Raw genomic sequence first — 24,715 nt, forward strand, 5'->3', positions numbered from 1 at the left:
AAAAAATAAAAAAAATAAAATATATAAAAAATAAAATAAACTAAAAAATAAAAACAGAGATAAAGAAGAATTTATCCCTTAAAAATTTAAACATTAATTTTGTTTTCTTCTTAGTAATATTCCTAAAACAATGAATATTGCTAATATAGCTGGGATTAAAGGTATTCCTGTTTTTTTCATAAAAGCACTAGCTTTATCTGTATTAGTATGGTTTGTTTTTGTATTATTTGTAGTATTTGTTTTGTTTGTATTGTTTGTATTGTTTGTTTTGTTTTGATGATTAGTTATTACTTTCAATATATTACTACTATTAGAAGAAAGATATAGGTCATCCCCCACAAATTCAACATTTACTGTTAAGTTACCTACAGTATTTGCAGTGTATTTTAGTATTGCAATTCCATTTTCATCAGTTATAGCTTCACCAATATAATTACCATTGATATAGAACTTGAGAGTTTTATCAGATAATGGGTTACCATTGTGATCTAATAGTTTAGCAGATAAGATCACATCTTTACCTTTTCCAGTAGTCTTTTTATCAACAATGACATTAGTTGGTGCCTTAAAGTTGACATTTACAAGGACACTGCCACTATTATATTGATCATTACCTAAGAAAGTTACATTGAGATTTCCAAGATATGGTACTGTTATTGAATATGGAATAATAGCTACACCATCTACAAAAACAATATCATAATAGGTATGATTGCCAATAGTAACATTAGCTATAATATTAATGGTTTCATCAAGTTTAACAGCAACATTAACTGTTTCACCAACAGTTCCATTAGGAATTTCAGCAGAAATAGTTGAATTTAACTTATTAACTAAAAAGTTAGTTTTATTTATGAAATCCATATAGTAATAATCACCAGATAAACTAACAGAAACACTAATATTACCTACATTAGAAACAGTATAGTTTAAAATCCAACCACCAGTACTATTAACATCAACAAGATAATTATTACCCTCTATAGTAACATTAACCTGTGTAATATTAGTATAATTAGCTAATTGGCCACTAATAGTAATATTATCCCCAATATTTGGATTGTTAGGATTGATAACAATGCTAGAATTAGTACTATTCTTAAACACTTCAAAACTAGTAGTATTAGTAAATGCTGTGTAATTATCATTACCATCAAAACTAATAGCTACTGTGATATTACCTGTCTTTTCAGTTGTATAATTAAGACTCCAATCACCATCAGCACCAATGGTAACATTATAATCATTACCATCAACAGTAACAGTTAAAGAATCAGAACCATCACCAAGATAACCAGCTAACTGACCACTAATAATAGCATCATTTCCAACATGAACATTAGAAACAACAATACTAGAATTAGTACTATTCTTAAACACTTCAAAACTAGTAGTATTACTAAAACCAGTATAATTGTCATTACCATTAAAGTTAACAGCCACTGTGATATTACCTGTCTTTTTAGTAGTATAATTAAGACTCCAAAAACCAGTACTATCAACAGTAACAGGATAAGTATTACCACCAATAGTAACATTAATACTACTTATTCCAGTATAATTAGCCAATTGACCAGTTACATTAACATTTTCACCAATATTAACACTAGATGGACTAACAACGATAGTAGAATTAGTGGTTTTTAATACATTAAACATAGTAGAGTTACTGAAGTCAGTATAGTATGAATTACCAGTTAAACTAACTAAAACTGAGATACTACCAGTACGGTTAGTTAAATAAGTTAAAGTCCAATCACCATTGCTATTCACATCAACAAGATAAAGATTACCATCAACAGAAACATTAACCTGTGTAATATTAGTATAATTAGCTAAATGTCCTGTGATAGTAACATTATTATCTATCTTGGGATTAATTGGATCTATTACAATTGTTGAATTAGTAGTCATCATTACATAGAATTGGAAACTAGTATCTTGCATATCTAAATGAGCAAGAACATATTGCCAGTTGGTTCTATTGATTGTGTAGTTATATTTAAATCTATCATTCCAAGTACTATTAAAAACAAAGCCATTAAAAGTACCATTGATGGCAAAATAAGGTAAATATTCCACACCATCATTATTACGAGTAGTATTTAATACCAGAAGATTAAATATTATTTGATCACCAATAACAATACCATTCAAGCTTGTAGTATTAGCTATATTAAGAATATAATGATTATTAGTATTCAAATTAGTATAACCAGCAATACTATTCTTACCCCACCAATTATAATCTGCGCTAACATTAGCAAAATTAGCAAAGAAAACTTTATTGGAATAGTTTCCAACAAATCGATTATAATTGATACCTACATTAGCAGAATTAACATAAATATCAATACCAGTACCATTATCCACATATTCAACATAGCCACTATAATATTCATCAGCCCAACTTGTAGCAACAATAGTATTATTGAAGAAGTTTGAACCATTTATAGAAAATTCATTATTAGTGTAAATACCAGCACCCCAAGCATTATTCGAACCAAAATCATATCGAGATCCTGCATATGAAGTGATGTTATTATTAATGAACGTAGAATTTGTCACTGACAATCCTTTACCTGAGTTGAAAACACCTGCTCCTTGAGCATCAGAATGAGGATAATTATAATCATTAGATCCTGCATCAGAGGTGATTTTGTTATTATTAAAGATAGAATTGATTAATTTAAAGTTATCACCAGTATTGTAAATAGCACCACCATATCCATGAGCATCAGCAGATACATAGCCTGACCAAGATTCTGAATAAATAGTGTTATTGTTAAATTCAGAGTTATTTACACTGAGATTAAGACCAGTATTATAAATAGCACCACCATATGCAAAAGAATCCTGTCCCCAATTATAGTGATAAGTTCTAGTGTAAGCAGTGTTATTTGTAAATTTTGAATTATTTATCTCAAGGTTGTTAGCAGTGTTATAAATAGCACCACCATAAGTATAAGCTGGTGATGATGCGGATGTATTAACAGTAGATGCATTATTGTTTTTAAAGACACAGTTAGTTATAGTTGTTTTACCTGCGGTTATGTAAAGAGATCCACCATTTCCATTATTTATATAACCATTTATAAATGTTATATTTTCAAAAGTAATGTTAGAATTACCAGAAATATTGAACATTCTTCCTAATCCTCTTGCATCAATGATAACTTGATCAGGAGAACCATTTCCACGAATCAAAACATTTTTACCACTAAAATTAATACTAACATTAATATCACTAGTTTTATTATAAGTACCAGGATTTAAAGTTAAAGTATTATCTATGTCAGATCCACTACCAATATCATCTATTGCACCACCAATACCACTAGAATTAGTGCTATTTAAATTTATGTCAGCTGCATTAATAGAAGATATTGAAACAAGTATAAAAACTGCAACAATAAACAGTAAAAAAAACCTTATGAATTTAAGATTATAAATTTTTATCATTTTCACCCCCCTTTATTTTCGTTTTATATTAAATATTATTTTATTAATAACAAAAAAGAAATTTGATTGAATAAGCAATCACTAATTGAATAGACAATAATTTCTAATTGAGTGAACAATCACTAAAATTTTAGTGAACAATCACTATATTATTAATAAGAAAAGAAGCCTAAAAATATAGGAATAAAATTAAAAAAAATATGAATCATATAAAAATAAGCTTCTTTTCTTATTAATACTAAATATAGCCCTTAATATTATTATATCTAAAAAAGATTTAAAGATATAAAAACATTGAACTTTTTTAAACAGTTTCAGTCAAAGATATTTTATTTAAAGAATAGTTAGAATTATGTGAACACTCGCTATTTAATGATATTATATTAATATTTCATCATATAAAAACTTTTCTCTCATTAGATAAAATATAAAAAAATATTATATAAAGACTATAAAATGTGAACACTCTCTATTTAATGATATTATATTAATATTTCATCATATAAAAACTTTTCCCTAATTTGATAAAATATAAAAGAATATTATATAAAAAATATGAAATATATTATACAAAAGGTAAAAAATTATATAAAAAGTAGAAAATTATATAAAATTAAAATATATTCAAAATTAAAATATATTCTATAATAAATATAAAAAGTATTATATAAAAAAATATAAGAAAAATTATATAAAAAGTAAAAATAAAAATTCTAGAGATTATTGAATTAAAATTATTCCATTACATCATATAATATTTTAACTGCCTTTACAAATGGAGGCATACCTGAAGTAAGTAGAACCATTCTTAAAACATCCATGATTTCATCTTTAGTAGCATTAAATTCATTAATTGCACTTTGAATTTGTTTTTTAACAGCCCTATCATCTGAATTTGATGCTGCGATAGCTAAAGCGATGAATTTTTGAGTTTTATAGTCAATAACTTTACCTGTATAGACTGCATCATTTAATTCAACTATAGCTTCATATATATCAGGAAAATCTCTTTTTACTGGTCCCATTCCTTTTCCATAAAAAACATTTTCTTTCATAAAAATCACCTATATTATATTATGTTTTAATATTATATATAAATTAAGAATTTAATTGAATAAATTCAATTTTATAATTATAAGCCTACATTTTTATAAAATAAGCCTAAGTTTCTTGCTATAAATATTTGTAAATAATTATAAATAAAAAATGAAAAAATAAAATAAAAAAATAAAATAAACTAAAAATTTTAAACCTTTATAACCTTTTTATTGTTTTTATAAGTTATTTCATTCATCGTTTTTTTAGGATTTAAAACAAAATATTGTTTTTTACAATATTTATGATGAGCTTTATCTGGATAATAAGTAACAATAATGTTTATTTTCCCATTACCTTTAATAGGCTTTATATTTATATATTTAGAGTGTATTTTAATTCCTTTTCTAACATGCCATAACTTTAATTGAGTTTTTTTAGATTTTAAACTACCTTTGTTTTGGATTGTTACAATATATTTACTTACTTGTTTATTATATCTATTTTTTATTTTTTTAACTTTTAAAATAGCTAAATCAACTTTAGGATTAACAATCTGGTATTTAGAACTCATAGATGATGCATAAGTATTATCTCCATCATAAATTCCAGTAACTTTATATTTACCTCCTTTTAATCCACCAATGTTAAATACTGCAACTCCATAATCATTAGTGTTTTTAATATATGTTTTCTTGTTAATTATAAGTTTAACAGATTTATAAGCTAAAGGATTACCTTGAGAATCTGTTAAAGTGACTCTAATAGAAGTTTTTTTACCTTGATTTATAGTAGGTGAAGATATACTAATTTTAGTATTTTTTTTAGTTGAAAAAAGACTTATAGAAATATTCTGATTATCAATTAAAAATTCATAATTAGTAAAACCATTGAAGACCCCACTATAAACAGTGAAATTATTATTAAATCTAGCATCAAATGAATTAATACAAGAATTATTTAAATAAACAAAGCATTCAAAATAAGGCAATTTAAAAGGATCAAAACTACCATCATCAGTCAATTTAATAATATATCTAAACTTAGCTATACCTTCATAAGCTACAGAAGTAGTGTTGATAACATTTGTAATAAAGTAATTATTTAATATAACACCATAATAAGCTGAAGGAGTGTTATTTCCCCACCAATTATAATCAGCTACAACTCCACCATTAGTAACATTCAAATCAAATAAACTATTATTAAATAGTCTATTATAAATTATAGAAACATTAGTACAATTAACAACATATATTCCCTGAACATTATTTATAATATTAGAAGATACTATTGAAACATTTTCACATTCAATGAGATAAATAACTCCTCCATTAGTTAGAGAATTGTTTGTAAAGTTACATCTGGATATATCAAGATTAGAAGCTCTTTCAACATAAATAGCACTACCCATACCACTAGCAACATTATCACTAAAATTAGAATTAGTAATAATTATATTATTAAAATTCCCATTAAATGAAATAGCACCACCAGGACCAGAAACACCATTATCATCAAAACCAGAACCAATTATACTCACATTACCCTGAATATTACCAAAACTAATAGCGCCACCAGAACCATTGAATAAAGCTTTATTATTATCAAAACTAGAATTAGAGATAGTTACAGAACCATTAATATTACCAAAGTAGATAGCACCACCAGGACCAGAAACACTATTTTCAACAAAACTAGAATCAACAATACTCACAGAACCATTAATAAAACCAAAATTAATTGCACCACCAACACCACCAGCAGAATTATTATTAAATTTAGAATCAACAATAGATACAGAACCATTAATCATACTGCCAAAGTAAATAGCACCACCAGGACCAATAGCACTATTACGATTAAAAGTAGAGTTAGCTAAAATAACATCTCCACCAATATTACCAAAACTAATAGCACCACCAGGACCAATAGCACTATTACTATTAAAAGTAGAGTTAGCTAAAATAACATCTCCACCAATATTACCAAAACTAATAGCACCACCAGGACCAATAGCACTATTACTATCAAAGCTAGAATTAATAATTTTTAAATTACCAAAAATATCTCCTCCAACATAGATAGCACCACCAGGACCAGAAACACTATTTTCAACAAAACTAGAATCAACAATACTTATAGAACCATTAATAAAACCAAAATTAATTGCACCACCAACACCACCAGCAGAATTATTATTAAAAGTTGAATTAAATATAGTTACAGAGCCATTGATATTACTAAAGTAGATAGCACCACCAGGACCAGAAACATTATTATTATCAAAGCTAGAATTAGCAATATAAAGAGTACCATTAATTACATTAAAGCTAATAGCACCACCAACACCACTAGCATTATTATTATTAAAACTAGAATCAACAATAGATACAGAACCATTAATATCACTAAAGTAAATAGCACCACCAGGACCAGAAACATTATTATTATCAAAATTAGATCCCAATATACTCACAGAACCATTAATTACACTAAAACTAATAGCACCACCAACACCACCAGCAGAATTATCATTAAAACTAGAATCAACAATAGATACAGAACCATTAATCATACTGCCAAAATAAATAGCACCACCAGGACCAGAAACATTATTATTATTAAAACTAGAATCAACAATACTCACAGAACCATTAATAAAACTAAAACTAATAGCACCACCAACACCACCAGCAGAATTATCATTAAAACTAGAATCAACAATAGATACAGAACCATTAATCATACTGCCAAAGTAAATAGCACCACCAGGACCAGAAACATTATTATTATTAAAACTAGAATCAACAATACTCACAGAACCATTAATAAAACTAAAACTAATAGCACCACCAACACCACTAGCAGTATTATTATTAAAAGTTGAATTAAAGATAGATACAGAACCATTAATATTACCAAAGTAGATAGCACCACCAGGACCAGAAACACTATTTTCAACAAAACTAGAATCAACAATACTTACAGAACCATTATTATCATACCAAAGCCAAAGTAAATAGCACCACCAGGACCAATAGCACTATTACGATTAAAAGTAGAGTTAGCTAAAATAACATCTCCACCAATATTACCAAAACTAATAGCACCACCAGGACCAATAGCACTATTACTATCAAAGCTAGAATTAATAATTTTTAAATTACCAAAAATATCTCCACCAAAGTAGATAGCACCACCAGGACCAGAAACACTATTTTCAACAAAACTAGAATCAACAATACTTACAGAATTATTAATATTACCAAAGTAGATAGCACCACCATTACCAAAACAAGTATTATTCATAAAAGTAGAATTTACAATATTTACTGGACCTTCAATCATATTACCAAAGTAGATAGCACCACCAGGACCAGAAACATTATTACTGATAAAATCAGAATCAACAATAGATACAGAACCATTAATACTATTCATAAAACAAATAGCACCCCCAATACCAAAACTACTATGATTATTAAATGAAGAATTAATAATAATTACACTACCATTAACCTCATTATTAAAGCAAATAGCACCACCAGGACCACTAGCATTGTTTCCTCTAAAAGTAGAATTTGTAATACGTAGATTACCATTAAAAGTATTGTTAATGTATAATCCTCCTCCAAGAGCACCATAATTATTATAAAAATTAGAATTAGCTATATTGATACCATTAACTTTTCCATCAAAATAGAAAACACCACCAAGACCAGTAGCATTGTTAGAATCAAAGGTCGAATTAATAATATTTACATTATCAACATTGCCAAAAATTGCTATAGCACCACCATAACCACTAATAGGATTATCTATATTATAAACAGCACTATTATTTGTAAAAATACAATTTTCCAAGGTTAAACTACCTTGACTATAAATAGAACCACCAATATCAGATTTACAATTTCTAATTGTAAGATTAATTAATGTTAACGAATTCCCACTAGTTATATTGAAAATTCTTGAAATTCCACTACCATCAATAATCGTACTTTGTTTATCTTTACCAACAATTGTAACATTTTTATTTATTAAAATATTAGTATTATTAACTCCACTATATATTCCATTATCTAAAAATAAAGTACCATTATTATCTAAATTATCAACTGCATTTTTAATTCCACCATCAGAAGTTGAATTATCAATATTTATAGGATTTGCTCCAGTGACTGAACTAAAAGAAACAAAAACTAAAAATGCTAATAAAAAAACCATTAAAAATAGATTAAAACACTTAAAATTTTTATTAATCACGTTATAAATTCCCCCGATATTTATAATGGATAAATGAATAATAATTCATAAAAATGGTTACATTAAAGTAAAAAAAGATTAACTAAACTTAGATTAAATAGCAATCAAACTATTAACTAACAATCAAACTAAAAAATATTTTTAACATACTCAAATATATTTACCCAAATATATTATTAGTAATTTAGAATATACAAAATAGTTATATTGAAATAAAATATCAATATAGTTTTTAAAATTATGTTTATATGTAACCAAATTATTTATCCTAGATATAGGTTCTATAAAGTATAATATAAATATTACTAATTTGATCAAATTAAAACTTGTTATAATATAATGAAAAATATAAAAATAATAAAGTAAAAACAAAAAACTAATAAAAACTAATAAAAAATAAAATTACTAATAAAATAATAAAAAAGGTATTAACTAAAATCTTCAATCAAATCATTTAAAACCTTTTCAAAATCATCAGTAATAAGATTCCAATCATTATTTTTAACAAAATCACGACCCAAATTAGCTATATTATCATAATTTCCACTGTCAATAATAGACTTAGCACAAACAAGAACTTCACTAGCTGAATTAACATATTCAATACCATGAAACTCTCCAAACTCCTTAAAAATACCAGGAAGTTTTGTAGCTATAACCACCTTTCTCATAGCTAAGTATTCATATAATTTAATCGGAACAATATCCTGCATAATTTCCTCATCAATATAAGCAGGAAGAAGACAAAAATCAGCTAAAGATAAAAACTCAGGAATACGAGTATATGGTTGCTTACCAGTTAAAATTAATTGATTTGAAAGATCATAATCATCTTTAATTTTAACCATATCATCATAAGCATCACCATCACCAACAATAACAATTTTAAAATTAGGATAATTCTCTTTTTTCTTACCTAACTCAATAGCTAACTCCTTCATACCAGCAAAATCATAAATCCATCCCATAAAAAAAAGAACAATATCGTCTTTTTTAATACCTAGTTCTTCTCTTATAGTTGAATCATCTAAATCAGGATTATAAGATTCAAAATCAATACCTGCATCAATTACGATAGTTTGATCTTTTTTTGCACCTAAATCAATAGCTAAACTCTTAAGTTGTTCATTTATTGTAATTACAATATCTGAATTGGTTATAGCTTTCTTATTAATCATACGACCAAATGATTGAAAAGCCTTTTCTGGAATTAAAGTGTATAAAACATCAATTAAATAATAAATAAAAGGAATATTTTCACTTTTAGCTATCTTTGAAGCTATATAAGCATTCATAAGTCCAAGAGCAACAATAACATCTGGTTTAAATTCTTTTATTTGCTTTTTAATCTCATTTCTATGAGAATTAGCTAAAGACAAATAGCTAAAAACTGGGAGTTTAATAAAGCTAGGGCGAATAACTTGAATATTTGCATTTTCATCTACCTTAGATACATTATAAAACGTTTTTTTAGGATAAACAAGTCCTTTGTCATTATCTTTTGACCAATCAATAGGATAATCAATTACACGAATTTCGTGACCTCTTACAGCCATCCTATCCATAAGATGATGTTGTTGGTGAGGGTTTCTCTCTAACCAGTCTGATTCTTGAATAACTAAAATCTTCATAATATCAAAAAAATCTAAAATCAATTAAAATAGAAAAATAATAAATTATATACTATAAAATCATAATTATAAATCTAAAAAATTATAAAACTATAAAAATACCGATTATAAAACTATAAAATATAAAATTATAAACTATAAAATTATAAAATTGAAATTATCAAACTATAACCAGTTTTTAAAACTTGATAATTTCCTTAGGATCTAAATTAGTAGCCATAGTCCAAAAATGAGCTTTACCAGTAGAAATCCTAAATAGTATTAACTCATCACCTTCAGCTGTTAAACCAAACTCTTTTAAAAAAGGTCTATCTTCTAAACAAAGCTTTTTCATTTCAATATCATCTATAAATTCTGCTTCGCCTTCAACACGAAGCATTGTTCCAGTTCCCTCATCTGGTTTAAAAAATGCCAATTCAATTTTAGGATTCTCTTTAATTTCCCCAACTAAATCTTTAATAATAGCTGATTGAAAGTAAAAACCAGTTTCATCAGCATACCACATACCCATAGCCCTAACATGAGGTTGGTCATTTTTTGAAGTAGCTAACCAAGCCACAGGGTTTTCATTTGCAAAATCAATACAATCTTTAAAGTCCATACTTAAACCTCCATAAAAGAAAAAAACTAAAAAATATAAAATTAAAAACTATAAAGAAAAAAGTTAAAAATGAAATAAGTTAATTAAAAGCTAAACATAAAATTTAGCTAATTAATAATCAAATTCTGCACTTTCTTCAATATTATCCCAATTATCATCAAACCATTTATATGTATATTTTAATCCTTCATCAAAAGAAATAGAAGGTTTATAATCTAAAATATCCTTAGCTTTATCAATTGAAGATAATAATTTATTTTTAGCATCCCAATCTCTTCTTGCTCTGTAAGCTATACCTTCTTTATTTCCAGTTAAAGCATTTACTTTATTTGCCATATCAATAACCTGATGATCTTTACCAGAACCTAAATTAATAGCTTCACCAATAGCTTCTTCTTCAATACCCATAGCTAAAAGACCATTAACAATATCCCCAACAAAAGTCCAATCTCTTGTTTCACTACCATCACCAGTAATAGGAAGAGCTTGATTTGTCATAGACCAATAAAAAAAGTTAGGAATCACATTTCTATATTTACCTGGAACTTCACCAGGACCAAAAACATTAAAAAACCTTGCATTTACAATAGGCATTTCATACAAGTTGTTGAAATAATTAGTGTAAAGCTCTCCAAGAAGTTTAGTAACTTGATAAGGAGTGTGTAAAGAAATAGAAATATCATGTTCCTCAAAAGGCATTTTAGAATCAAGTCCATAAACACCACAACCAGAAGAAGAGTAAACAAAGCGTTCAACACCAGTTAATTGTGCATGTTGAAGTACTTTAAGAATACCAATTCCATTAACCATTAAATCATGCTCAGGATTATCAACACTATTCTGATTAGCAAAATGAGCAGCTAAATGAAAAACATGAGAAGGTTTTTGTTTAAAAACTCTTTTTAAGACAGCCTCATCAAGAATATCTCCTTTAATAAATTCAATATTCTCATCTTTAGGTATATTCCATTCATAAGCAGAAGATAAATTATCAAGAATAATAACTTTCTTTACACCTAAATTAGCTAATTTTTTAGATAAGTTACTACCAACACATCCAGCTCCACCAGTTACAAGAACTGTTTTCTCTTGATATTCATTAAAATTATTTTTTTCACTCATTTAAATCATCGATGATTAATTAAACTTAATATTTATTAAAAATTCTTTATCAAAAATATAAGATTAATATTGAAAACATATTTATCAATATTAAAAATATATCAATAATGTCTTATCAAAAATATTTATTAAAATATTTATAAAAGTATATCTATTAAATATATCCATTAAAACTTATTATTTTCTTGCTTTACCTACTTTTCTTGCAATTACAAGTTCACCAACAGCTATTAAACCAACAAAGAATTTTTCAAGACCACCAGTCGCCCATATTGCCTCTCCAAAGGTAGCATTACGAATATTTTTCTCATAATCCTCAGCTTTAATGCGTTTTCCAGTAGTTCTACGACTAATAATAGCTGAAGCTTCCATTAATTCTTCCCAAGTAACACCTTTAAGCTCTTGCTGCATAGCTTCATAAAGTTTATAGACCTTAACATCATAAAGAGAGGATAAAGTATCGATAATATCAAAAGACCTGATTACTCCAGTAACAATTTCATCCTTGTTAAGAACTGGCATACTAATTAGTTTATGATTAGAAGTTTCAATAACAGCTAATCTAGAAGGATCATTTTCATAAATATAAATAATCTCTTCTTTAGGATGCATAATATCAGAAGCAGTTTTTTTACCTTCTCTTAAACCACGAGTAACATCTAATGAAGTTATCCAACCAATTAGCTTCATATCAGGACTAACAACAGGACTAGTAAACCTTCTTGACTCTTCCATTTTTATAGAAACATTTTCTACACTATCCTCAGGTGATACATAGATAAAATCTTTATCCATCATTTCTTTTGCTTTCATAAAATCCCTTCAAAATATAAGTTTAATAAGTTTATTTATTTAATGATTATTTTGTTTCTGAATCAGTACTATTTTCTAAGTCTTCTGACTTTTCTAAACTTTTTGACTCTTTTAAATCTTTTAATTCTTCTGAACTTTTTAAGTCTTCTGGCTCTTCTAAATCTTCTGATTCTTCTAAATCTTTCAAAGATAAAGCATTAACTGGACATTTACTAGAACAAACATTACATCTAATACATTTATCATCATCTAATACAACTTCATCCCCATCTAACCTAATAGCATCAACAGGACATGATTCTTCACACAGATAACATTGAACACAAGCATTTTGATCAATGTAAAGAGATTTAGTAACAATAACAGGTCCTAAAGCCCTATCAAGAGTTATAGCATCAGTACTACACAAATTAACACAAGAACCACATCCAACACAAAGTTTTTTATCAATGTATGGATACTCTTTATCCTCTAAATAAGGATAGGATGTATCATCAGCTGCTTCAATTATTGATTTATCTTTAATAGTAATAGCTTTTGTAGGACAGAACTTAACACAATCACCACAATCATCACATTTAGTTCTATCAATATTAATGTCCTTCATTCTAAGAACACGATGTGGAACCTTAACTTCTTTCAATGAATATTCCACATCACTATCATCACTTTCTTTATTAATAGCTGATTTAGTTTCCATTACATAAATACAAGAAACAGGACAAGTTTGTGCACAAATCTCACATTTAACACAGTTATCTTCAACTCTAGATTTTTTAACAGCACTAGAATGAGAAATAGCATCAACAGGACACTCTTCAACACAAAGGTCACATCTAACACAACGTGGAGAAATAGTTATAAGCTTATCATAGCCATCATAAGCACCAATATCAACTTCAAAATCATCGATATCATCGTCCAAATCTACTGATTTAAGAACAACTTCTCTTTGAAGATCCTCCATTTGTTTTTTAAGTTTTATTTCCATAAATCTTCCTCTAAAATCATAAAGATATATAAATATCAAAAAGACCATTCTATAAAAAAATATTATTTTGATATTTTAATAAATATCAAAGATCATTTTATAAAAGATAAAAATATTTTTATTAATTCTAATATATATTATTATCTTCTTAGTTCCCATAGCTAAGATTTTACTTAATGTTATATACACCATCTTTTATGCTTATACTTTATGCTTTATATTTTATGCTTTATATTTCAGGATTTAATATAAAAAATAATTAAAAAATTAAAAATAATAGACTAATTATTAAAGATAAAATTATATAAAAAATAATTGAAAAATTAAAAATAATAGACTAATTATTAAAGATAAAATTATATAAAAAATAATTAAACAATTAAAAATAATTTTTAATAATAGTTTAGTAATTAATAAAAATATCTAATAATAAATGATCATTAAATAATAATTAAATAGTTAACAATAATTTAATAACTATAACTAATAGTAATAATCAATATCATAATTAATAATAATCTAATAACAATTACTAAATATCAATGCCAATACTTTTCTCAAAATCTTCAAGTTGGGATTTATCTGGAAGGCCAACAGTACAAATATTCTCAACACACTTAGAAGCCACCCAATTTCCAATCAAACAAGATTTATGAAGAGAATAGCCCTTTAAAAAAGAATATAAAAATCCTGCATTAAAAGAATCTCCAGCAGCCGTAGTATCAACTACATCAGTTTTAAAAGCTGGAACTTCAACTTCTTCATTTTGATTAATAGCAAAGACACTTTTTTCTCCCCTTTTAACAACAATAGTTTCAATTCCATCATTAATAACAATACGAGCAATATCTTTAAATGATAAAGAATTATTAACATCTGTTGATTCATTATCAGAACCTTTTAATTCATTAATCTCCAAATAATAATCTTTAAATAATAATTTAAGCTCATTTTCATTTATAAGAAGAATGTCAGTTCTATTTAACAACTTTTTAAGCTTTTTAATATTTTTTTTAGCATAAAACATTCCAGGATCTAAACTTAAAACAACAGAATCTGGAATATAATCTAAAAGTTCCAATTGAGTATTAAATGAGTTTCCAAAAAAAGAAGAATAATGTATTATTTTAGTGTTTTTAATATTTTCAATATTAATCTCATCTATAGTTATTTCATCATTAACTCCAGAGTCAACATACAATGCTCTTTGACCATTTTCATCAATGAAACCCATAACTTTTCCAGAGTTACCTTTTTCAGATTCAATAATATTATTAACAAAAACACCCTCAGATATTAGATTCAATTCAATTATTTCTCCTTCTTCATCATCAGCTATTTTACCAATATAAGATGTAGAAACTCCTAATCGAGAAAGTCCTACTATAGTATTAGCTGCAGAACCTCCAGGATTTGAATCAAAATCCTTAATATAGCTTTCTTCATCATGACAAGCAATATCATTTACATAATACATCTTATCAAGATTTAAAGCACCAAAACCAATTACATCAACAGGAATATTATTATCTAAAATACTCATAATTTACTCCTTATCTAATATATAACCATTTAATAATATTTAATAATAAAATAATTTAGCAAAAAATCATTTAATAATATTTAATAATAAAATCATTTATTAAATAATTACTTATTAATAATTAATTATAGCATAGATCAAAATATTTATATTTAAAAAATATCCAATAAATTTAAATTATATTCACCAAGACTACCATTAAAATTACCAGCAGAAATTTTAACAATATCATCAGAATAATCACTAGCTAAAACAGCTTCAATAGATTTTTTCATAGCTAATTTTGCAACGTTCATGTCAGTTCCATTAATAACAATTTCAGGAATATAATTAACACTGTCTGGAACTTTAGAAATATTTCCAATATCTTTCTTTAATGAGGGGCAATATGGATGATTAGTAGTAGGTCCAATCCAAGGATAATTTGTTTCAACTTTAGAAGCTGCAGAACAAATTCCAAAAGGAGCTATAGCACCTTCAACTTCCATAATAGCATCAATAGCTAATTTACCAGCTTCGAGAACTGCTTCTTTACTTTTACACATATACCAAAAATTAGCTCCCATCACACCTTCACCATAATAAAGTTCATTTTCTATTTGAAAATCAGGAACAGCTATTGGAACATTTATCATTTCACGATTATAATCACTTTCAATCCATTCATAGCCATCCCCACAATGACCTACTTGTTTCATCATATTAATAGAACCAATTTTATTAGACGCATCAGTATAATTAAACATTCGAGTAAATGGTTTAACTAAAACATCTTGACGAATCCTATAAGATAATTCAACTTCATATTTCTCCATATTATCAAGGCCAAACCAATACTGAACAATAGCACCTATCCGACCATCAGGAGTCTTATTTCCATCAATAAAGCTTTCAACTCCACCTTCAATTCTTCCAATAACAGCTCCAGGAGTTGAAGTTGAATCATATGCAGCTTGTTTTAAAGTTTCTTCATCTTCTGCAGTAATTAATGCTCTAATATATTTTCCAGAAAAGCATTCTGCAAAAGTATCATCAATTAAGCTTTTATCTATCATAAAACACCTTCATTATTGTATAGGGAGTTAGTAAACCATTTAAATTATTAGATTATTATTAATTATTTTATTAAATTAATAAATAATAGTTAGAATTAATAACAATTAAACTAAGTATAGAATATATTATTAATATCTAAAGTATTTAATCATATTATTAAATTAATTATATTATTAATATAAACTTATAATTAATATAAACTTTATTAATTTTATAGATTACTAAAATGAATAAATAAATTGTAATTGTAATTGTAATTATAAATTATTAAATTATCCTAAAGAACCAATACTTTTCCCTCGAATTTTTTTTCTCATTTTAATACTCTCAGATATAAGCTCATCAATATTTTCCTCATTAACCAACTCAATAATTGGTAAATCATTATTTTTAAATAATTCATTAAATTCTTCAATAAGAGTAAAACTAATTCTAAAACTCTCAAATGCACGTTTAATATCCATATTAAAAGATTTAGCAAATTCTAAAACATAATTTTTATTGAACTTACTATGAAGATCTATTAAAAGAGAAGTTACAATAGTATTATCAGAGATTATGGCTATATCAGCTTCACGTATAGCTACCTCATTACCATTGAAAGAAACAGCAATGCCACCATTTTCCTTTGCAAATTTTAAAGGTTCAACATCAGTATGACTATCTCCTACATACATAATATTAGCTTCATCAACATTAAGTTTTGATAAAATATCTTCAAGAGCAAGTTGCTTTCCAATTCCACCAACACACTCAATATCATTAATAAGAGAATAAACATTCATTTTAGGAATTTCTTTAAAAAAAATCTCATTTAAAATATTTAAAGAATCAGTACTTAAAACTCCACTATCATACTCTTTTTTAGCTATATCAACGATAATATCTTTAAATTCAATCAGCTTTTCTTTTTCATCAACAGACAACTCATAATTATCTAAATTATCTAAATGTGTATAGTAAGTATTTTCAAAAGGAAAATCAAGATAATCCGAGATAGCTTCAATATACTGACCATAGCTAGTACTTACTATATATGAATCCATAGTGTTTCTAGCTAAATTAAGAGTATTTTGTGCATTATCAACTAAAAAAATATTATTCCTAGAAAAATTAACAATATCTTGATTAGTCAAATTAAAAGCTTTAAAAAAAGGAACAATAAGTTTAAGAGTACTTCCAGAGTTATAATTCTCTTTTTTAATAATATCCACCAAATAATCATCAAATAAGCTAATAATCCTAAAAAATTCATCTCCTTCTGGAATAAATTCTTTTGCAAGCTCATAAGCATTATCATTTAAGGATAATGGCCCTTCACAATCAGTTACAAATAATCTTTTCATTAAAATTCCTCCATAAAATGAAAACCTACTTAACAGAATTAATAAAAATTCTAAAACGATTAAAAATAAAAGGATTAGTACTTATAAATAAAAATAGTACTAAAAATAAAGATAAAATACAATATTTAATAAAATACGAGTATTTAATAATACAAATATTTAGTAAGACAAGTATTTAATAAAATATTAATATTTATTAGTATTTAGTAAAGTATTGTATTTATTACAATACAAATATTTAATAAAAATATTCAATGTAAATAATTAATAATACAAATATTAAATTATTCAATCATTCATTGTTCAAACAAATTTTAATAGCGTTAACTGGGCATAAAGCCTCACATTCTCTACAAGATATACATAAATCTTGGTTTACAAATATTTCATCGTCTTTTAAACTTAATGCATCAACAGGGCATTGATTTACACAAACTCCACAAGCTTGACATAAACTTTTCTGAATCCTAAATTCTCCATCCCGAACAGAATCAATAGTTCTTCTAATGAAATAAATATCATTACCACGAGTTTCAAAAAACTCCTCAGTTAATTCAATAGCTGTTACAGGACAAGTAGAGACACATTTACCACAAAAAACACAATTATCCTCAATATGAATCGGAGAAGGCATTTCAAGCCAAATAGCATTTACAGGACAAATAGGAATACATTCACCACAACCAATACAAGTATCTTCAAAAATCTTGATTTTACGGATTGGTGGGAAATATTCAACTAAATCATTTAATTCAACTACAGAAATGTCTGAAACAATATTATCCTGAATTTTATCAATAATAGACTTAGTAACATTGATTTGAAAATCTTTACCCTCTTTAGAAGAATAATCATGAGCTAAATCAGTTAAAATTGAATCAACCTTAGAAATATCGTTAGATAATTTTTTAATATCATTATCTATAATATTAGAAGCTATTTCTAAAGATCTAATTTTATTAAAAGATTCATAAGCTTTTTTACGAGAAGAATATTTAATAGCTGATGATGGACAAACCTCCATACATTCCTCACATCTTGCACAGTAAGATGGGTCAATATAAGGTAATTTACTTGTTTTTCCAACATTAATAGCTCCCCTAGAAGGACATATTCTTGTACAAGTCATACAACCAATACAATTCTTTTGATTTACAACTATTGCCCTTCCACCAGAAACAGTTCTAGGAAGAATTTCACCATATTTAATTGCATCAGTTGGACAAGATCTAAAACAATACCCACACCTAACACATTTATCTTCATCAATTTCACTATGAACTTCTTCACTACCAGAAGAAGTTAAATGAATTGCTCCAGTTTTACAGGAAGAAACACAAGCCCCACAAGCTCTACAAAGTTTAGGATTTATATTAGGAATATTCTCTCTAATAGGGTCTGCTAACTTCGTTTCCATTTTTATAGCATCATAAGGACAAGCTTCCCTACATAAAACACAACCAAAACACTTTTCATTAATTTTAGTATTATTATCCTCTGAATCAATATAAACTGCTTCAACTGGACAAGCTTTAAGACAAGGTTTATCCTCACATATTTCGCACTTACTATTATCGATTTCATAATCGACTTCAACCTCTCTTAATGGTTTAGTGCATTTTTTAGTAGAAACTTCGATAATAATCATCTCCTCAATAAATTCACCTATTAGCTAATTGAGATTCTTTCAAAGTAATTAAAATAACTTTTTCTCCATCAACTTCATCAAGTAAAAATTTAGCTATGAAATATTTAACAACAGAGAAAGGACAGGTCTGGTAACAATTACTACATCTTAAACATTTATCAGAATCTCTTTCAACCTTATTTTCATCAGGATCATAGGTAATAGCCCCTGTTGGACATTCATCAACACATAAACGACATTTTTCACACTTAGACTCATCCCAAGTAATAATCCTAATTTTTAATCTATCAGTCGCATTTTCAATAACTTCTAAAGCAACTTCTTCATCAGGTAATATCTGTAATGCCTTATCCCAAATTTTAGATAAAGGTAGCTGTAATTTAAGGAGTTTTTCAGAGGGTAAACTTTGTAATTCGTCTTCTTTGCTTTCAATAAACTCTTCAAGAGTATTTACAACAAGACGAATAATACCTTTTTGATCTTCGAGATTATCTATAAATACTCCTTTCATAGCCCCCTTAACAGGACAAGCTTCTAAGCAATTACCGCATGAAATACATTTAGATTGATCTACTGCAATTTTATTATCTTTTTCAATTATAGCTCCATCTACAGGGCAAGATTTAATACACTTTTTACATTTAATACATAAAAAATCATCAACAGTATATTGTCTTTTAGAAGGAATAATGTTAAATTCTTCCCTAATTAAATGATTTTCACCACAAAGTAAAGTTTTTGGTTCAGTTGGACAAACCTCTGCACAAAAACCACACCTAATACAAGCTTTAGTATTAATTACCGGATAAGTCTGACCTTCACCATCATCATTGTCTCCGTCCCTAACAAGTTTAATAGCATGAGGAGAAGGACAAGATTGAGTGCAAGCTCCACAGGCTATGCAATACTCTTTAAGCACTTCTGGAAAATCCCTAAATCTATCAGGTTTTTCAACAATATCATGTTTAGATTTCGCATCAGTGACCCCTTCAAAAAAAGATTTCCTAGCAAATTCATACAAATACCAAATTACAGAAGACATATTTTTCCCTTATATTTAAATAACCATATTATTAACACAACTTCAAAAATATTAAAAGTTACTATTACATTATTTTAAATTATAAATATCTTTTGAAGTCTCACCTTTATCAACATCTATAATAGCTACTCGTTCAGCACAAGCAATACATGGATCAGCACTAGCATAAGTAGCTACAGCATCAGAAACAGTTGCAACATCCTTAAGCATAAATTTAGCACATGAATCAATATTCATAATACTTGGAGTTCTAATAGAGATATGCTTAATCAGATTACCATTAGTTTCAATCATGTAAGCAACTTCACCTCTTGGAGCTTCATTTCTCCATTCGGCATAACCAGAACCAATATCAACTTTAGTTCTAATATCACCATCAGGCAAAACATCAATAGCTTGTCTAATTAAATCAATTGACTGAGCAATTTCATTAAATCTATTCATAGTTCTTGCATAATTGTCTCCTTCCTTTCTCCAAATAGGATCAAAATCAAGATAATCTCTATAAGTATGATGTTGTTCTCTTAAATCATGTTTTAAACCAGAAGCTCTTCCAATAGGACCAACAGCCCTTCCTTTTAAAGCTTCTTCTCTAGTCATTACACCAACATCTTTAGAACGGAGCGATACAAGAGGACCTTCACTAAAAATTTCAGTATATCTATCTAAATCTTTTTCAATAAGACTAATTTTCTCTAAGATACTGTCTAAATGAGATTGATTTGCATCCATACGAACACCACCAACAACATTCCAGCCCATATTAACCCTATTACCAGTTAATAACTCAATAGCATCCATGGCATGTTCTCTTAAAGATAAAACATACATAAACAATGTTTCATGTTCTATTGTCTTAAAATAAGTAGAATTAGCTAAAAAATGACTTTGAATCCTATCTAACTCATTAGTAATAACTCTCAAAAGCTGAGCTCGAACAGGAGCTCGAACATCAGAAATTTTCTCAATTGTCTCAGCAAAAGTCTGAGTATGCTCATAAGAACAAATTCCACATACTCTCTCGGCAAGGTAAATACATTTTTGCCAAGTTTTACCTTCCATAATCTTTTCAATTCCCCTATGAACATAACCATAATCAATTTCAGCTTTTAAAACTTTTTCTCCTTGAGTATGTAATTTAAGCCGAAGTGGTTCTTTTAAACCTGGGTGAATTGGACCAATAGGTAATATCATTATTTAGCCCCCTCATTAGACTCTTTTACAACTTCTTTTCCAGTAGATTCTCTTCCCCTAGCTGCAATAGCTCCAGGAGCAACAGCTAAAATTGCCTCTAAAATCTCACTAGGTCTTGGAGGACATCCAGAAATTTCAGCATCTACTGGAATGAAATCAGAAACAGGAGCATGTACTTTTCCACCTTCTTGGTTAAATACATCTCCAGATAATGGACAATTTCCAATACAAGCAACTACCTTAGGTTCAGGAGCCTTTGTATATATTCTTCTTATTTTTTTAATCCATTGTTCAGTAACAGCTCCAGTTATCAATATAACATCAGCTTCACGGGGATTATTATGAACATAAATTCCATATTGTTCAAGATCATATCTAGGAGATAAAAGTGCGACAATTTCAACATCACAACCATTACATCCTCCACAATTTACTAAACAAACATGGATAGAACTTTTTCTAACAATATCTTTAAGAGTATTTATCATTTATTGACCTCTTAAATCAAATTTACTTTTTAAATCAAACATGATTTCAGATTTAGTTTTTTTATTCATCAATTTAATTTTAATAATCAATATTTAATTAAATAATATTTTAATTAATAATGTTTTAATTAAATAATATTTATTTATATTATATTTATTTATATTTATTACTGATTAGTGCTATTTGATTACTACATTATTATTAATATTATCAAATAATATATTGAATTAATATTTACATTAATAACAAGTCTAGAACTTGTTTTTTACCATCTTTTAAAGCCATATCATAATCTTTTCCATCGATTATTTCTTTTACCAAAGATAATTTAATTCTATTAGCTTCTTCAATCGTTAATAATTCCATAACATCACATAACCAACAGAATCTCAAATCTGCATGAAGCTTTTCAGAAAGGCATTGAGGCTTAGCTGATTCAAGAGTGGCATGAAGGGCTTCTAAACTAGACATATCTAGATGGTTCATTAAGATTTTTTCAAACATTTCATTGGAAATTTCTAGCTCTTTAGCTAACGGATTAACAACATCTTCTCTCCATCTGAAACTTTGAAGGATTCTAAGTTTCATTGTTTCCAGCAGCTTATCATCTTCATCCACAATATCACCATAGATATTAATTTTTAATTATTATTAAATTAATTATTATTTTTGTAATTATTCTGATAATTATTATTCTTCAGATTATTATTCTTTTAATTATAATTCTTTAATTATTATTCTTTTAATTTAAATAAGCATATAAGTAATAATCCAAATTATAGCTGATATAATTATTCCTATTAGAGTTTCTTTTCTTCCATATCCTGGCCTCATTCCAATTACTAAAGCTATTAAGAATAATCCTATTGATATTAATATTTCTGGTGAAATAAAACCAATTATATTATAAATGAAGCTATAATTAAATAATAATATCCATCCAATAATAGCAATAAGTAAAGAGAATATTTCAACACCATTAAATACAAAAGGCTCTCCATGTTTTTTATAGCTTATCAAAAGACCTAAAACAGACCCTATAATAAAGACCAGTATATATATTAAATAAGATAATTCACTCATTCATATCACTCTAAAAAGATCATAATTGGTTAATATTTATTACATAGGCTTAAAAAGTATTATAAAGGATATTATTATAATAATTAATGTTATCATAAAGACTATATTTTCTAAATTTTCAGTTATATGGGCAAATTTCTCTTTATTTTGAAGTAAAATTAAAGAAAACATTATAATTCCAAATATAGTTACAGGAAGAACTAACCATCTTTGTAATACTGCAGCAAAACCACTAGCTAATATAACTCCAACAGCCATACATGAGGTTAATACAACAAAATCTTTCTCTTTATTCATAATATCCCTAATTCAAGGTATAAATTTTCAATTTTTATAATTTTATATTAATTATTATAATTTAATTAAATAATGTAATTTTTAACAGATCTATTTTTTAATATAATTATTTTATTAACAGATTTCAAATAGATAAAAAAATATTAATAGATCAATCAAATATCAGATCTATTAATCAGATTTATCAAAATGATCATTTATCATACTAATTTTAAGCTAAAAACATTAATAAAAGTGATCCTCCAATTCCAATAATAGCTAAGGATATTTGACTCATAACAGTATGATTAGGATTTAAAATTGGAGTCGTAGCATTTATAACTGCAGTAATAGCTGTAATCAAAATCATTCCAATTAAATATTCAATTATTGAAAGCGGTCCAAAGAACACTGTTAAAAAGACCCATAATAAAATATACCATGCAATTGATTCTGAAAGCATCATATAACCTCTTAAAACACCGAAATGCTCAGTTTCAAAACCAGAGATGATATCTTTTCCCTTAGTTATTGAAAAAGGAGAGTATGGTGATTTAGAAAGTATAAGAATAAAGAACATTAATGCAGCTAATGGAATTGAATATATCAATGGACCATTAACAGATTGATAAGCAATAATCTCACCTAAATTCATAGTTCCAGTCTGAAGAAATACAATAGCTAAAACTGCAAATAATGGAATTTCAGCAGCTGCTGAAAAAACTGCTCTAACACAACTCATTTTACCATAAGGAGAACCTGATGAAGAACCTGCATTGTGTTCAACAATTTTATAAACAGCATAAACACCAAATATCAGTAATAAGGACCCATAAGTAACAGGACCAACAATAACAGCAACAATCCATATAGCACAATACATACAAGCAATGGCTATATAAAATGGCATAGATGCAGTTTTTGGAAACGATGCTTCTTTAAAAAAGAATTTCAAAGAATGAAGAAAATGTTGGATAATTGGAGGACCAGGTCTAAGCTGTATCCTTGCCATAACTTTCCTATGAAAACCTAATAATAAACTACCTAATAAGAAAGCTATTACAACATTAATAATGATATTAGCCATTAAATTCATAGTATCAACTCAAGAAGA

Annotated in this window: 20 protein-coding genes; all 20 read right to left on the reverse strand. The window is 26.9% G+C overall.

What is annotated here, in order from left to right:
- Window positions 1-93: 93 nt before the first annotated feature.
- Window positions 94-3,462, reverse strand: coding sequence for an Ig-like domain-containing protein (locus MarbSA_RS01565; protein WP_221061704.1), 3,369 nt, complete (start codon window positions 3,460-3,462; stop codon window positions 94-96).
- A gap of 734 nt (window positions 3,463-4,196) precedes the next feature.
- The gene (locus MarbSA_RS01570) at window positions 4,197-4,517 is read right to left on the reverse strand and encodes a carboxymuconolactone decarboxylase family protein (protein ID WP_042704084.1); all 321 of its coding nucleotides are present in this window, start codon (window positions 4,515-4,517) and stop codon (window positions 4,197-4,199) included.
- A gap of 191 nt (window positions 4,518-4,708) precedes the next feature.
- Window positions 4,709-7,318: an Ig-like domain-containing protein gene (locus tag MarbSA_RS01575; RefSeq protein WP_221061705.1), complete on the reverse strand. Its 2,610-nt coding sequence runs from the start codon at window positions 7,316-7,318 to the stop codon at window positions 4,709-4,711.
- Window positions 7,319-7,482: 164 nt separating this feature from the next.
- Window positions 7,483-8,766 (reverse strand): right-handed parallel beta-helix repeat-containing protein, encoded by a 1,284-nt coding sequence (locus MarbSA_RS01580; protein ID WP_221061706.1) that lies wholly within the window; start codon window positions 8,764-8,766, stop codon window positions 7,483-7,485.
- Between the two features lie 428 nt (window positions 8,767-9,194).
- On the reverse strand, window positions 9,195-10,397 hold the full coding sequence (locus MarbSA_RS01585) for a glycosyltransferase (protein ID WP_221061707.1): 1,203 nt from the start codon (window positions 10,395-10,397) through the stop codon (window positions 9,195-9,197).
- Between the two features lie 178 nt (window positions 10,398-10,575).
- Complete coding sequence (locus tag MarbSA_RS01590) at window positions 10,576-10,998, reverse strand: pyridoxamine 5'-phosphate oxidase family protein (RefSeq protein WP_221061708.1); 423 nt, start codon at window positions 10,996-10,998, stop codon at window positions 10,576-10,578.
- Window positions 10,999-11,109: 111 nt separating this feature from the next.
- Entirely contained in the window at window positions 11,110-12,120 is a 1,011-nt protein-coding gene (locus MarbSA_RS01595) for an NAD-dependent epimerase/dehydratase family protein (RefSeq protein ID WP_042704088.1), read from the reverse strand.
- A 177-nt stretch (window positions 12,121-12,297) separates the two neighbouring features.
- Entirely contained in the window at window positions 12,298-12,933 is a 636-nt protein-coding gene (locus MarbSA_RS01600; protein ID WP_042704090.1) for a CBS domain-containing protein, read from the reverse strand.
- 46 nt (window positions 12,934-12,979) lie between these two features.
- Window positions 12,980-13,924: a 4Fe-4S binding protein gene (locus MarbSA_RS01605; RefSeq protein WP_082398010.1), complete on the reverse strand. Its 945-nt coding sequence runs from the start codon at window positions 13,922-13,924 to the stop codon at window positions 12,980-12,982.
- 532 nt (window positions 13,925-14,456) lie between these two features.
- On the reverse strand, window positions 14,457-15,467 hold the full coding sequence (locus MarbSA_RS01610) for a carbohydrate kinase family protein (RefSeq protein WP_221061709.1): 1,011 nt from the start codon (window positions 15,465-15,467) through the stop codon (window positions 14,457-14,459).
- A gap of 152 nt (window positions 15,468-15,619) precedes the next feature.
- Entirely contained in the window at window positions 15,620-16,519 is a 900-nt protein-coding gene (locus MarbSA_RS01615) for a formylmethanofuran--tetrahydromethanopterin N-formyltransferase (protein ID WP_432420127.1), read from the reverse strand.
- Window positions 16,520-16,795: 276 nt separating this feature from the next.
- Complete coding sequence (locus MarbSA_RS01620) at window positions 16,796-17,869, reverse strand: hypothetical protein (RefSeq protein ID WP_054835122.1); 1,074 nt, start codon at window positions 17,867-17,869, stop codon at window positions 16,796-16,798.
- Window positions 17,870-18,161: 292 nt separating this feature from the next.
- Complete coding sequence (locus tag MarbSA_RS01625) at window positions 18,162-19,517, reverse strand: 4Fe-4S binding protein (protein WP_221061711.1); 1,356 nt, start codon at window positions 19,515-19,517, stop codon at window positions 18,162-18,164.
- A 13-nt stretch (window positions 19,518-19,530) separates the two neighbouring features.
- Window positions 19,531-20,559 carry a 4Fe-4S binding protein gene (locus MarbSA_RS01630; protein ID WP_042704098.1) on the reverse strand — a complete coding sequence of 343 codons (1,029 nt, stop codon included), beginning with the start codon at window positions 20,557-20,559 and terminating at the stop codon, window positions 19,531-19,533.
- Between the two features lie 69 nt (window positions 20,560-20,628).
- The gene (locus tag MarbSA_RS01635) at window positions 20,629-21,753 is read right to left on the reverse strand and encodes a hydrogenase large subunit (protein WP_042704099.1); all 1,125 of its coding nucleotides are present in this window, start codon (window positions 21,751-21,753) and stop codon (window positions 20,629-20,631) included.
- A complete protein-coding gene (locus MarbSA_RS01640; RefSeq protein WP_042704100.1) occupies window positions 21,753-22,241 on the reverse strand; it encodes an NADH-quinone oxidoreductase subunit B family protein in 489 nt (162 codons plus the stop codon). Before MarbSA_RS01640 ends, MarbSA_RS01635 begins: the two co-directional genes overlap by 1 nt.
- Before the next feature lie 235 nt (window positions 22,242-22,476).
- Entirely contained in the window at window positions 22,477-22,860 is a 384-nt protein-coding gene (locus MarbSA_RS01645) for an EhaM family protein (protein ID WP_042704102.1), read from the reverse strand.
- Window positions 22,861-22,989: 129 nt separating this feature from the next.
- Window positions 22,990-23,325 carry an energy-converting hydrogenase subunit EhaL family protein gene (locus tag MarbSA_RS01650; RefSeq protein WP_054835124.1) on the reverse strand — a complete coding sequence of 112 codons (336 nt, stop codon included), beginning with the start codon at window positions 23,323-23,325 and terminating at the stop codon, window positions 22,990-22,992.
- A 39-nt stretch (window positions 23,326-23,364) separates the two neighbouring features.
- Window positions 23,365-23,622 carry a hypothetical protein gene (locus MarbSA_RS01655; protein WP_042704105.1) on the reverse strand — a complete coding sequence of 86 codons (258 nt, stop codon included), beginning with the start codon at window positions 23,620-23,622 and terminating at the stop codon, window positions 23,365-23,367.
- 211 nt (window positions 23,623-23,833) lie between these two features.
- Window positions 23,834-24,697: a respiratory chain complex I subunit 1 family protein gene (locus tag MarbSA_RS01660; protein WP_042704106.1), complete on the reverse strand. Its 864-nt coding sequence runs from the start codon at window positions 24,695-24,697 to the stop codon at window positions 23,834-23,836.
- Window positions 24,698-24,715: the final 18 nt, after the last annotated feature.

The sequence above is a fragment of the Methanobrevibacter arboriphilus genome, assembly GCF_019669925.1.
Classification (GTDB): domain Archaea; phylum Methanobacteriota; class Methanobacteria; order Methanobacteriales; family Methanobacteriaceae; genus Methanobinarius; species Methanobinarius arboriphilus_A.

Bases quoted from the DNA above. Each gene is read 5' to 3' on its own strand.
- MarbSA_RS01585 (WP_221061707.1), bottom strand. From the start codon at position 10,397: ATGAAGATTTTAGTTATTCAAGAATCAGACTGGTTAGAGAGAAACCCT.
- MarbSA_RS01595 (WP_042704088.1), bottom strand. From the start codon at position 12,120: ATGAGTGAAAAAAATAATTTTAATGAATATCAAGAGAAAACAGTTCTT.
- MarbSA_RS01635 (WP_042704099.1), bottom strand. From the start codon at position 21,753: ATGATATTACCTATTGGTCCAATTCACCCAGGTTTAAAAGAACCACTT.
- MarbSA_RS01650 (WP_054835124.1), bottom strand. From the start codon at position 23,325: ATGAGTGAATTATCTTATTTAATATATATACTGGTCTTTATTATAGGG.
- MarbSA_RS01625 (WP_221061711.1), bottom strand. From the start codon at position 19,517: ATGATTATTATCGAAGTTTCTACTAAAAAATGCACTAAACCATTAAGA.
- MarbSA_RS01640 (WP_042704100.1), bottom strand. From the start codon at position 22,241: ATGATAAATACTCTTAAAGATATTGTTAGAAAAAGTTCTATCCATGTT.
- MarbSA_RS01590 (WP_221061708.1), bottom strand. From the start codon at position 10,998: ATGGACTTTAAAGATTGTATTGATTTTGCAAATGAAAACCCTGTGGCT.
- MarbSA_RS01610 (WP_221061709.1), bottom strand. From the start codon at position 15,467: ATGAGTATTTTAGATAATAATATTCCTGTTGATGTAATTGGTTTTGGT.
- MarbSA_RS01630 (WP_042704098.1), bottom strand. From the start codon at position 20,559: ATGTCTTCTGTAATTTGGTATTTGTATGAATTTGCTAGGAAATCTTTT.
- MarbSA_RS01570 (WP_042704084.1), bottom strand. From the start codon at position 4,517: ATGAAAGAAAATGTTTTTTATGGAAAAGGAATGGGACCAGTAAAAAGA.
- MarbSA_RS01620 (WP_054835122.1), bottom strand. From the start codon at position 17,869: ATGAAAAGATTATTTGTAACTGATTGTGAAGGGCCATTATCCTTAAAT.
- MarbSA_RS01660 (WP_042704106.1), bottom strand. From the start codon at position 24,697: ATGAATTTAATGGCTAATATCATTATTAATGTTGTAATAGCTTTCTTA.
- MarbSA_RS01600 (WP_042704090.1), bottom strand. From the start codon at position 12,933: ATGAAAGCAAAAGAAATGATGGATAAAGATTTTATCTATGTATCACCT.
- MarbSA_RS01655 (WP_042704105.1), bottom strand. From the start codon at position 23,622: ATGAATAAAGAGAAAGATTTTGTTGTATTAACCTCATGTATGGCTGTT.
- MarbSA_RS01565 (WP_221061704.1), bottom strand. From the start codon at position 3,462: ATGATAAAAATTTATAATCTTAAATTCATAAGGTTTTTTTTACTGTTT.
- MarbSA_RS01605 (WP_082398010.1), bottom strand. From the start codon at position 13,924: ATGGAAATAAAACTTAAAAAACAAATGGAGGATCTTCAAAGAGAAGTT.